Below are 11,608 nucleotides of genomic sequence, written 5' to 3'. Positions count from 1 at the left end.
TTTAGAGGTATGGGTATACCCCAGGCGATGGCTGACAATAGCGCCATCCGCAACAGACGCGGCCGAGGAGCCTTAATCACGTATGCTAAAACGCCTTTTTTCACCGATCTCGTTGGTTAACCAACTGGCGTTGTTGATGTTGCTGTCGACCGCCATTGGCGTGACGGGCATGGCTATCTCTGGCTGGCTGGTACAGGGCGTTCAGGGCAGCGCACATGCGATCAACAAAGCTGGTTCACTGCGAATGCAGAGCTACCGCCTGTTGTCTGCCATTCCGCTGCATGAAGATGAGCAATATTTACTCGATGAAATGGAGTACACCGCATTCAGCCCTGAACTGGCGCATGCGGCACAGCGCGACGGCCAGCAAGCGCAGCTCGCCGCGTTGCAAAATTACTGGCACAGCGAGGTCGTTCCGGCGATAAAGAATGCGCAACAACCGCCGCAAGCAGCGGAAATCATTGCGATTTTCGTTGGGCGAATCGACCGTCTGGTGACCTCGTTTGACCGCAGCACCGAACACCGCATTGAACAAGTGGTGGTGATGCACCGGATAATGGCGATAGTGATGGGCCTGTTATTGCTGTTTGCCGTGGTTTGGTTACGGGCGCGTCTACTCCGTCCGTGGCAACAATTGTTAAGCATGGCGCGTGCGGTCAGCCAGCGCGACTTTACCCAGCGCGCGCGCATCAGCGGGCGTAACGAGATGGCAACGCTTGGCGAGGCGTTAAATAACATGTCTGCCGAGCTGGGCGAGAGTTACGCGATACTGGAACGCCGCGTACAAGAAAAAACCGCCGGGCTTGAGCAAAAAAACCAGATTCTGTCGTTTTTATGGCAGGCTAACCACCGGCTGCATTCGCGCATCCCGATGTGCGAGCGTCTCTCGCCAGTGTTGAACGGCTTGCAGAATTTAACCCTGCTACACGATATTGAGCTGCGGGTTTACGACCTGGAAGATGAGGAAAATCATCAGGATTTTACCTGCCAGTCGGATGCCAGTTGCGATGACAAAGGCTGCCATTTATGTCCGCGCAACGGAATTCTCACTGAATCCAGCGGGTTTGGCACCACGCTGAAATGGCGGCTCGCCGATGCGCATATGCAATATGGTTTGCTGTTAGCAACACTGCCCCCGGGTCGCCATTTAAATCATGACCAGCAGCAACTGGTCGACACGTTGGTGGAACAACTCACCGCGACGCTGGCGCTGGATCGCCATCAGGACAGACAGCAGCAGTTGATGGTAATGGAAGAGCGCGCCACCATTGCCCGCGAATTACACGACTCTATCGCCCAGTCCCTCTCCTGCATGAAGATGCAGGTGAGTTGCCTGCAAATGCAGGGTGATGCGCTGCCGGAAAACAGCCAGCAATTGCTTGGGCAGATCCGCAACGAGCTGAATACCTCATGGGCGCAGTTACGCGAGTTGCTGACCACGTTTCGTTTGCAATTAACCGAACCGGGGCTGCGCCCGGCGCTGGAGTCCAGTTGCCTGGAGTACAGTGCGCGTTTCGGTTTCCAGGTGCGTCTTGATTATCAGCTACCGCCCCGGCTGGTTCCGGCGCATCAGGCCATTCATCTGTTACAGATAGCCCGCGAGGCACTGAGCAATGCATTAAAACACTCCGGCGCAACCGCGGTCAGCGTCGCAGTGCAACAGCAGGAAAACCGGGTAATATTGCGCATCACCGACAATGGTTGCGGCATCCCGGTCAATGCTGAAAGGACTAACCATTATGGATTGATAATTATGCGTGACCGCGCGCAAAGCCTGCGCGGCGATTGCCAGGTTCGCCCCGGAGTATCCGGCGGCACCGAGGTCGTCGTTACGTTTATACCAGAGACGTTTCTCTCATCCATGCAAGGAGATACCCATGAGTAATCAGGATCCGGCCACCATCCTCCTGATCGACGACCATCCAATGCTGCGAACCGGCGTGAAGCAGTTAATCAGCATGGCTCCCGACATCACCGTAGTCGGCGAAGCCAGCAACGGCGAGCAAGGCATTGAACTGGCGGAATCGCTGGACCCGGATTTGATTTTGCTGGATCTCAACATGCCAGGCATGAACGGGTTGGAAACGCTGGATAAACTGCGGGAAAAAACCCTGTCTGGTCGCGTTGTCGTCTTTAGCGTTTCCAACCATGAAGAAGACGTGGTCACCGCATTAAAACGCGGCGCAGATGGCTATCTGCTGAAAGATATGGAACCGGAAGATCTGCTGAAAGCGCTGCAACAAGCTGCTGCGGGCGAAATGGTGCTCAGCGAAGCGCTCACCCCGGTGCTGGCTGCCAGCCTGCGCGCCAACCGTGCCACCACCGATCGCGATATCACGCAACTTACGCCGCGCGAACGCGACATTCTCAAGCTCATTGCCCAGGGATTGCCAAATAAGATGATTGCCCGCCGCCTGGACATCACTGAAAGCACGGTTAAAGTTCACGTCAAACACATGCTGAAGAAAATGAAACTGAAATCCCGCGTCGAAGCTGCTGTTTGGGTGCATCAGGAACGTATTTTCTAACACGTTACGGGTCTGGCAGTGTCCAGCCCGTGTTATTGTTTTCAGCTGGCGGGATCACCGGCTCCGTCAGCTTCAGTTCGATTGTGTTTGACTCAACGCGCTGCCCTTTATCGTCTTCCACCAGTGCCGACAACGTCCAGCGGTTGGTGGCGCTTTCTGCGCTATCCCAGCGTGGCATAATCAGTGTCCAGCCATCGCTGCTGCGCCCATTGGCCGGCGGCGTGAGGCTTAACGCCTGGGTGTCGCCCTGCCAGGTTATCGAACGCACACCGTGCGTGCTGTTAATTTGCAGTTTCAGCGCCACCGTCTCACCCGGCTGCAAATCCCACGGCGGCGTGGCGAGAAATACCGACAGTGTTTTACGCTGGCGATGTTCGAAAATCGGCGCATTATTGCGCGTCGGGCTGTCGTAGCGGCTACCCCGTAGCGAACGGCTTTCTGCCACTTCGCTGGCAGAGAGTTGCTTCCACAGAGGTACACCAAAGCGATAATTCACTTTCAGGCCTAAATCGTTCTGGCTAACCCCGCTTTCTCCCTGCCGATGTTCAGCGGTCAGCGTCACCAGCGGGACCGGCGTGTAATTCACCCCCAGTTTTACCGCCACCGGGTTGTGATAACCCGTCCCCGTATCAAACAGATCGACACTGTTACCGAAATATTGCTCAACGCTGACGCTAGTGTTGAGCTGCTGATAAAACGGTAATCGTGCCTGCGCCGTGACATCGTAGCCCCGCGCCATGCGCTGTTGCAGCGTGGCAGTTTGGTACTCCCAGCTGTTTACCGGCTGGTAGTAGTTTGCCGAAAAGCGTAAATACTCGCCCCAGGCCTCGGCTCCCAGCCCAGCGCGTCCACTATTGTCATCAAGCAGGTTATCGTAAAAGGTGTTATAGCCCAGCAGCCAGTCTCCGGCGATCCAGCGCTGACCAACGCCAACATTCCCCACAAGACCTGCATCCTGCTGCGTCAGACCAAGCTGGCTCCAGCTGAGATAGCGATTATTATCCTGCAGCGGGACAAACCAGTCGCCGTGGCTGCCGGTGAACCCGCCCTCATTATCCACTTTGAAATCTATGCTGGCGCTGCCCCACGGCGAAAGCCAGGATTCCACTTGCTGATTCACTTCGCCGCTGACGACATCGCGCAATTGCCCGAATGCAAACTGCCGTGCCTGCTCGCCAGTGGTCAAACCGTTATCGTTCATACTGGCTTCGCCGAACGCTTTTGCCATTTCGGCGAAATGTTTTTCCTGCGCGCCATTTTCCGCAGCCATGCCCAGATCCGGCAGACCGTCGCCGTCATTATCGAAGGGGTTTTCCGCTTGCTGTACGAAGCTATTCTGCCGGGCACTGGCGACGCCGCTTATCAGTGACAGCATCAGAAGTGTAAGGAGGGGATAATTCATAGCGTTAAGTTTAACGGTTTTGCCAGGGCTTTACAGCCGCAGACAAAATACCAGGAAAAACCTTATCCCTGCGCTTCGCTGCAACTACAGTTAATGCACCCCGTACCGGAGAGTTAACATGAACACTAAGCAGAAACTTTTGTGTAGTGCGATCCTGTTTTATGCCTCGCAGACCAGCGCCAGCGAGTTATTTACCCTGCAATCCCCCGCATTTGCTGATAACGCCTTGATGGAGAAAAAATTCGCCGGTAACGCCAGCAATAACCCGAACTGTACCGGCGAAAATTTTTCGCCGTCGCTAGTGTGGAACAATCCGCCAACGCAAACGCAGAGCTTTACCCTTGTCGTTCACGATCCCGAAGGCGCGACCGGGCTCGGTGTGACGCACCTTGTAGCTTATAACATTTCCCCTTCCAGTACCGGCTTTGCACAAAATGATCTGCGTGACGGCAAAGGATATACGGGCGGAAAGAATACGCCGGGCAATCTGCGCTGGCATGGCCCTTGCCCTCCGCCAGGTAGCGGCGCGCATCATTACACCTTCACTCTTATCGCGACCTCGCTAAAACCAACGCTCCCGGAAGGACTTACGCGCGAAGAATTATTCGCAAAACTGAAAGGTCACACGCTTGCCGCCACCGGGCTTATTGGTCGCTTTGGTCAGTAATTGTTGCGCCATTGCCTTTCGCCCACCGCGAGAGCGCAGTAGCATAGGCGCCACATGTACTATTTATCGAAGGAGTGAAGATGCAAAAGATCGTGATTATCGCCAATGGCGCTGCGTACGGTAGCGAGTCACTGTTTAATAGCTTACGGCTGGCTATCGCGCTGCGTGAGCAGAATAGCGACATCGAACTGCGGCTGTTTTTGATGTCCGACGCGGTAACCGCCGGGTTGCGCGGGCAAAAACCTGCCGAGGGCTACAACATCCAGCAGATGCTGGAAATTCTGACGGCGCAAAACGTGCCGGTGAAACTGTGTAAAACCTGCACCGACGGGCGTGGCATCACCGCATTGCCGCTGGTGGACGGTGTGGAAATTGGCACACTGGTAGAACTGGCACAGTGGACGCTGGCGGCCGATAAAGTACTAACGTTTTAATATTGCGGCAAGTTCAATATTATTTTCTTATGGATGGCGTTATGTCATCAAGTTTGCCTGCTGCGTTGCCGATAGCCACTTAAGACAACACAGCAGGTACTATAACTATGTTCAGATCGATTAAGTCCCGTATTATTGCAGCAACGGCGGGATGTCTCGCCAGCGCTTTGCTGCTTAACACCGTTATTAACTATCAGGTAACCCGCCAGCATAACCAACAAACCCAGCAGGATATTCTCTCCAGCACCAGCGCCAGTCACAGCATTGCGATTGCCGACTGGGCCGCCAGCAAAATGAACATGATTGCCTCCTTGCAGAGCGTGGCGTTAACCGACGATCCCGTGCCGGTTTTCGCACAGATTGCTCGCGCCGGGGGATTTATCAACGTTTATGTCGGTTATGCGACTAAAACAGCAAAATTCTCCGACCTGGGTGGCGTACCGGCGGATTACGACCCGACAATCCGCCCGTGGTATCAACAAGTGGTAAAAGCCGACGCGCCAGTTGTCACCGCGCCCTACGTTGACGCCAGCACCGGTGCGCTGGTGGTGACGTTTGCCGTACCGGTCAAAGAGAACGGTACGTTAAAGGCCGTAGTTGCAGGCGACGTCTCGATGGATAGTGTGGTGGCTAACGTGCGCGGCATCAGCCCAACGCCGAACAGTACCGGTATGTTGCTGGCCAGCGACGGTTCGGTGATTGCCGCCGCCAACGACAAGCTCACGATGAAACCCTTCACCGAGGCCATTAGCGGCGTCAGCTTTGAACAACTGCGGGCAGGAAAACGGGTGGAGGGTGTCTATGCAGGCGAGGATAAAGCGCTGCTGGCAAGCCCGGTCAAAGGCACCAACTGGTTGCTGGCAGTGGCGCTCGATAACGCTGATTCTAGCGCCGGGTTGCGCGCGCAACTGAAAGCCTCTGCTCTGTCGCTGATTGTGTTAGTGCTGATTGCCGGTGCATTGATGCACTGGATTGTTTCCACTCTGCTTAAACGTCTGCTGACGGTGCGCGATGCCATGAACGCCATCAGCAGCGGCACAGACGATCTCTCGCAGCGTTTACCGGTTGATGGCCATGACGAGGTTTCGCAAATCGCCCACGCCTTTAACGCTTTCAGCGACAAGCTTTCGGTGGTGATGGTAAAACTGCGTGATTCCAGTAACTCGGTACAAGTCGCCGCACAACAGATTGCCGCCGGAAACCAGGATCTCTCCGGGCGTACAGAACAAGCAGCGTCCAGCCTGCGCGAGACGGCCAGCGCGGTTGAACAAATCACGGCGTCGGTAGCGCAATCTACCGACGCTGCAGCGCAGGCCAATACTCAGGCGCATGTTGCCTCGCAAGCAGCATCGCACGGCGGTCAGGTGGTGACGCAGGCAATTAATACTATGCAGTCGATCGAGGTAGCTTCGGCAAAAATTGGCGATATCACCAGCGTGATTGACGGCATTGCTTTCCAGACCAATATCCTGGCGCTCAACGCCTCTGTGGAAGCCGCCCGAGCAGGTGAACAGGGGCGTGGTTTTGCCGTGGTTGCCGGTGAAGTGCGTAATCTGGCAAGCCGAAGCGCACAAGCCGCGAAGGAGATCAAAACGCTGATCGACTCCACCACCGAAAGCGTGGCAACCGGTTCACGCTTTGTCCGCCTGGCGGGTGACAGCATGACGGATATTGTCGCCAGCATCGACAGTGTGTCGGTGATTATGCGTGAAATTACCGTCGCCACCAGCGAGCAGATGAAAGGTATTCAGGAAATCAACCATGCGGTGCTCGATCTTGACCGGATGGTGCAGCAAAACGCGGAACTGGTGGTCGAATCGACCGCCGCCGCTGGCGCGCTACGTTCGCAGGCGACCGAGCTTGCTGAAACCGCCGGTCATTTCCGAATTTAATCTTATACCGGCGCGTTTTAACCACGGTTTTGCGCGCCGTCTTCTTTCCCTGCCGAATAATGTAATTTTTGTTTAATCGTTACGTCATTATTTGATCAAAATCAGCATTCGCCCCCCTTCCGTTTGGTGTTATGCACTGAGTGAATTGTGAACAAAGTCACGCACGGGGATCCTTCCCGCACGGATCGCGTTGTTAAAAAACTACGGGGTTAAAAATGGCGGTGGTAAAAGCAAGTCTGAAGTTATTTGGTGGGGATACAGTGGTTGTTCGCTGTTCTGAAAGTTGTCACATTCATTTGATGAGCGAAAAGAGCCGAACGCCGGACGCTCAAACGGATATTCTGAGTGTCCAGAACCGCGCAAGCGCCTATCTGGCTGTGCCGTACAGCGGCGTCTGGAGTGTGCTGATTGATAGCCACAGCCAGTCGCTGGAGCACTCGATCAGCTACGTTGCCGCTTAACGGCCGCGCTTAGCAGGCAAAACCAGGTTGCATCTCAGGGCCTGGTTTTTCTCCCCCCAACAGCGTACGCACTTTCCCCACCAGATCGTTCAGGCAATCATCCTGCATTCCGAGCTTTATCAGCTCCTGTTCCAGTGAGAAAAGATACTGCGCATTAGTGCCAAGCGGGCCGCTGGCGGCGGCAATCAGTGGGGCAATGGTCTGTGCACGCGTATCGGATTCATACAGTGGATGACGCGGATCCATAATAAACACCAGCGCATTCACCGTGCGGCCATCATCAAGCGCCAGTTTGCACCAGCTTGGCATGTAACAGCCGGTGATCATTTCGCGTTTCCACAGCAGCGTCAGCTCATCATATAAGGTGTCGTCAGATAAACGGTACGCCACACCCGTAGTGCGCCCACCCTCTTTCAGCGCCAGCATGCGCCCAGGCTGGCAGGCAGTGCCGCGACCAGCGGTTAAACGCAGGCAAAATGCGCGATGCCAGCCCGTCAGCGTCCCCGTGCAGGATTCGTCAAACTCCAGCGCCGGGTTCCACATCAGCGAGCCATAACCAAAAATCCACACCGGGCCATCGTCCGGGCGACACGCCAGCGTCGCCGCAAGCGATGCCGCTCGCTGTTCCGCCGACCAAAGTAACGACTCGTCAATATCGCCGAATGCCGTTTTGCAATCTGCTGTTCGCAAAAAATCACGCGTTAACATCTTCTACCTCCGCCACTGCCTGCTTCCGTGCGACTGCTTTACTGCTGCCTTCCCGGCATATGCTGCTTTAAGCGCAGCTTACTACGACCTTATGCAATTCACAGGCCGCTGGCAATAGCGTCAATCCATCGAATAGAGCTATAAATGGCGAAAGGTAATTATTTCATCGTGTTATTTCTTTTTATGCCATTTATCATCGTCGCCTTTCTGATATTCATTTTTAACCGCCGCCCAGGCAACACGGTGCGCCGTCTCCTCTCGGCTGGCGTCATCACGGCGATCTTCTTTATCCTTATATTGCTCCCAGGCGCTGTTAAACGCCTCTTTATAAATTTCCTGCGCATGTGCAGGCAGCACATGTTGCACACTATCCGGTAGATCAGATTTCGCTTTATACGGCATTTTCACGCTCCTTTTGGCTTAAAGAAGTAAGCCTGGACGACAAACACCGGGCACGCCAGCAGAGAGAGTAAAATGCCAGATAACAACACCTATCTCACTGTAAGATAAATACAAATTAATCAAGAATGCGCATTTTGTTTTGTTGGCAACAAAACGAAGCGCGGAGGGTAAAACTACGTAAAAAACCCCATGAAAACTGCGATTTTTGCTATTTTATGACCCGTTCTTTTTCTATCTATAATTCGCAAACACCTGCACTGTGATGGAGCATCATAATGACAACAACGCACGAGGCGGTGAAAACCCGCCACAAGGAGACATCCCTTATTTTCCCGGTGCTGGCGCTGGCCGTGCTGCTTTTCTGGGGAGGTTCGCAGTCACTACCAGCGGTTATCGGCATTAATTTATTAGCACTGGTTGGTATTTTATCCAGCGCGTTTAGCGTGGTGCGCCACGCAGATGTGCTTGCCCATCGGCTAGGCGAACCCTATGGTTCACTGATCCTCAGCCTGTCGGTGGTTATTCTTGAAGTCAGCCTGATTTCCGCATTGATGGCGACGGGTGACGCCGCACCGACGCTAATGCGTGACACGCTCTATTCCATCATCATGATTGTCACCGGTGGCCTGGTAGGCTTTTCGCTACTGCTGGGCGGGCGCAAGTTTGCCACGCAGTATATGAACCTGTTTGGTATTAAACAGTATTTGATTGCCCTGTTTCCGCTGGCGATTATCGTGTTGGTTTTCCCGATGGCGCTACCGCAAGCCAATTTCACTGTTGGCCAGTCGCTGCTGGTGGCGTTGATCTCGGCTGCGATGTACGGCGTGTTTCTGCTTATCCAGACCAAAACGCACCAGAGTTTGTTCGTCTATGAGCACGAAGACGAAGGCGACGATCCACACCACGGCAAACCGTCTGCCCACGGTAATTTGTGGCACACGCTGTGGCTGATTATCCATCTGGTTGCGGTGATCGCCGTGACAAAAATGAATGCGACCCCGCTGGAAGCGTTGCTGACAGAAATGAATGCACCAGTGGCATTTACCGGTTTCCTGGTGGCGTTGCTGATCCTCTCGCCGGAAGGGTTAGGTGCGTTAAAAGCGGTGCTGAATAATCAGGTGCAGCGTGCAATGAACTTGTTTTTTGGTTCAGTACTGGCGACGATTTCCCTCACCGTACCTATCGTGACGCTGATTGCCTGGCTAACCGGCAACGGCCTGGTGTTCGGCCTTGGCGCGCCGGAAATGATTGTCATGGTGACCTCGCTGCTGCTGTGCCAACTCTCGTTCTCCACCGGGCGTACCAATGTGCTCAATGGTACGGCGCACCTGGCGCTGTTCGCTGCGTATCTGATGACGATATTTGCCTGAATGGCAGAGACAAAAAACCCCGCTATTGCGGGGTTTTTTATGCTTACTCGGTATCGAGTTCGCCGAAGCTTTTCACCAGATCGTCAATCGCTTTGATCTGTTTTAAGAACGGCTCCAGTTTATCCAGCGGCAGCGCGGACGGGCCGTCACATTTGGCGTTATCCGGATCCGGGTGCGCTTCAATAAACAGCCCTGCCAGGCCTGTAGCCATCCCGGCACGCGCCAGTTCGGCAACCTGAGCCCGACGGCCACCAGACGCCGCGCCGAACGGGTCGCGGCACTGCAACGCGTGGGTGACATCGAAAATCACCGGCGAGTTATTGGAGACTTTCTTCATCACGCCGAAGCCCAGCATGTCGACAACCAGGTTGTCATAACCGAAGTTCGCGCCGCGATCGCAAAGAATCACTTTGTCGTTACCGCCTTCGTGGAATTTATCCACGATATTGCCCATCTGTCCGGGGCTGACAAACTGCGGTTTTTTCACGTTGATGACCGCGCCCGTTTTCGCCATCGCTTCAACCAGATCGGTCTGACGCGCGAGGAACGCAGGAAGCTGGATCACATCCACCACATCAGCCACCGGCTGTGCCTGTGACGCTTCGTGCACGTCGGTGATCACTTTCACGCCAAAGGTCTGTTTCAGTTCCTGGAAGATTTTCATCCCCTCTTCCAAACCCGGCCCACGGTAGGACTTGATGGAAGAACGGTTGGCTTTATCAAAAGAGGCTTTGAACACGTACGGGATGCCAAGTTTCTGGGTCACGGTAACGTAGTGTTCGCAAATGCGCATTGCCAAATCGCGGGATTCCAGCACGTTCATACCACCAAACAGGACAAACGGCAGGTCGTTCGCGACGTTAATGTCGCCAATGCTGACCACTTTTTGTTTCATAAAATCGCCTTATCGAGTGTGAATCGGAACAAATTTTTAATGCAGGGTAATCTGTTTATGCGCAATCGAATTGATTTGCGCGCGGATCATTTCGCTTATCGGATCCTCAGGACACTGCTCTACAAAGTAGTTCAAATCATTCAGCGCCACATGGTCACAATCCAGCTGCGCGTAAATCAGACCGCGATCGCGGATCTCATACGGATCTTCGGGATTGAACTGCAACAGCGCTTCGCTCGCGCGCAATGCCAGCTCCATCTGCTGTTCTTCCATCAGCGCCGACTTCAGCGTATCCAGTAATTTGCGGATCACTTCGGCGTTGTCGGCTTCATCGAGATCTTCATTAAACAGCTCGGCAACCGGGCTGATATTACCTTTCAGCCACACTTCCAGCGTGTGTTCATCCAGCGTGTCGCCGTTAAAGGGGTTAATCAGCCACATTTCGCCATCCAGCCATTCGGCGCGCAGGATAAGCTGGGTCGGGAAAATCACCGGCGTCAGAGGAATCCCCAGTTGACCGGCAACCCACAGTAAAATCGCGCCCAGCGATACCGCGCTGCCCTGACGGTTTTGCAGCACTTTATCCAGCCACAGCGCGTCAGATAAACGGTATACGCCGCGGGTATCTTTAAAGCCCCATTCGCCGTAAAACAGCTCGACGAGTTTTTCCAGTTGCCAGTCCTGAGGCTTTGCCTGACCAATCTCTTCACGTGCCAGACTGAGCAACCGCTCCAGTTCGTCTTGCACATATTGCGAAGGAAAGTCATCGCGAATCAGTTCGGAAACAAGGATCATCCCGTCGCATAACGGCGCTTTGTTAAATTCGAAATCAGCTAACGATCTCATGTC

At 54.3% G+C, this 11,608-nt stretch carries 12 protein-coding genes; 7 read left to right on the top strand and 5 right to left on the bottom strand.

Going from position 1 to position 11,608, the window contains the following annotated elements:
• Positions 1–82 precede the first annotated feature (82 nt).
• Positions 83–1,885: a nitrate/nitrite two-component system sensor histidine kinase NarX gene (gene narX, locus E0L21_RS10840; RefSeq protein ID WP_131409340.1), complete on the top strand. Its 1,803-nt coding sequence runs from the start codon at positions 83–85 to the stop codon at positions 1,883–1,885.
• Positions 1,878–2,528 (top strand): two-component system response regulator NarL, encoded by a 651-nt coding sequence (narL, locus tag E0L21_RS10835; protein ID WP_016495820.1) that lies wholly within the window; start codon positions 1,878–1,880, stop codon positions 2,526–2,528. Before narX ends, narL begins: the two co-directional genes overlap by 8 nt.
• A 4-nt stretch (positions 2,529–2,532) precedes the next feature.
• Here the strand turns inward: narL and E0L21_RS10830 are convergent, their stop codons facing one another.
• Complete coding sequence (locus E0L21_RS10830) at positions 2,533–3,903, bottom strand: YchO/YchP family invasin (RefSeq protein ID WP_407928671.1); 1,371 nt, start codon at positions 3,901–3,903, stop codon at positions 2,533–2,535.
• Positions 3,904–4,048: 145 nt separating this feature from the next.
• Between E0L21_RS10830 and E0L21_RS10825 the strand changes: the two genes are divergently transcribed.
• The 4 genes from E0L21_RS10825 to E0L21_RS10810 all read left to right on the top strand — a co-directional run bounded on the left by E0L21_RS10825 (position 4,049) and on the right by E0L21_RS10810 (position 7,384).
• The gene (locus E0L21_RS10825; RefSeq protein WP_131409335.1) at positions 4,049–4,597 is read left to right on the top strand and encodes a YbhB/YbcL family Raf kinase inhibitor-like protein; all 549 of its coding nucleotides are present in this window, start codon (positions 4,049–4,051) and stop codon (positions 4,595–4,597) included.
• Positions 4,598–4,677: 80 nt separating this feature from the next.
• Positions 4,678–5,031, top strand: a complete 354-nt coding sequence (locus E0L21_RS10820) for a DsrE/DsrF/TusD sulfur relay family protein (protein WP_131409332.1) — start codon at positions 4,678–4,680, stop codon at positions 5,029–5,031.
• 107 nt (positions 5,032–5,138) lie between these two features.
• The gene (locus tag E0L21_RS10815; RefSeq protein ID WP_131409330.1) at positions 5,139–6,923 is read left to right on the top strand and encodes a methyl-accepting chemotaxis protein; all 1,785 of its coding nucleotides are present in this window, start codon (positions 5,139–5,141) and stop codon (positions 6,921–6,923) included.
• Positions 6,924–7,138: 215 nt separating this feature from the next.
• Complete coding sequence (locus tag E0L21_RS10810; protein WP_131409328.1) at positions 7,139–7,384, top strand: DUF1883 domain-containing protein; 246 nt, start codon at positions 7,139–7,141, stop codon at positions 7,382–7,384.
• Positions 7,385–7,393: 9 nt separating this feature from the next.
• Here E0L21_RS10810 and E0L21_RS10805 read toward each other — a convergent pair whose 3' ends face one another.
• Positions 7,394–8,092, bottom strand: a complete 699-nt coding sequence (locus E0L21_RS10805; protein WP_131409325.1) for a gamma-glutamylcyclotransferase — start codon at positions 8,090–8,092, stop codon at positions 7,394–7,396.
• 171 nt (positions 8,093–8,263) lie between these two features.
• The gene (gene chaB, locus E0L21_RS10800; RefSeq protein ID WP_131409323.1) at positions 8,264–8,494 is read right to left on the bottom strand and encodes a putative cation transport regulator ChaB; all 231 of its coding nucleotides are present in this window, start codon (positions 8,492–8,494) and stop codon (positions 8,264–8,266) included.
• Between the two features lie 275 nt (positions 8,495–8,769).
• On the opposite strand from chaB, the gene chaA reads away from it, so the two are divergent.
• Complete coding sequence (gene chaA / locus E0L21_RS10795; protein WP_131409321.1) at positions 8,770–9,864, top strand: sodium-potassium/proton antiporter ChaA; 1,095 nt, start codon at positions 8,770–8,772, stop codon at positions 9,862–9,864.
• A 43-nt stretch (positions 9,865–9,907) separates the two neighbouring features.
• On the opposite strand, the gene kdsA is transcribed toward chaA, so the two are convergent.
• Both kdsA and sirB1 read right to left on the bottom strand, forming a co-directional pair.
• A complete protein-coding gene (kdsA, locus tag E0L21_RS10790; RefSeq protein ID WP_131409319.1) occupies positions 9,908–10,759 on the bottom strand; it encodes a 3-deoxy-8-phosphooctulonate synthase in 852 nt (283 codons plus the stop codon).
• Positions 10,760–10,795: 36 nt separating this feature from the next.
• Entirely contained in the window at positions 10,796–11,605 is an 810-nt protein-coding gene (gene sirB1, locus E0L21_RS10785; protein WP_131409316.1) for an invasion regulator SirB1, read from the bottom strand.
• Positions 11,606–11,608: the final 3 nt, after the last annotated feature.

Origin of the sequence: Kosakonia quasisacchari (genome assembly GCF_004331415.1) — a bacterium.
Classification (GTDB): Bacteria; Pseudomonadota; Gammaproteobacteria; order Enterobacterales; family Enterobacteriaceae; genus Kosakonia; species Kosakonia quasisacchari.
This window is presented reverse-complemented; position numbering and strand designations above follow the sequence as displayed.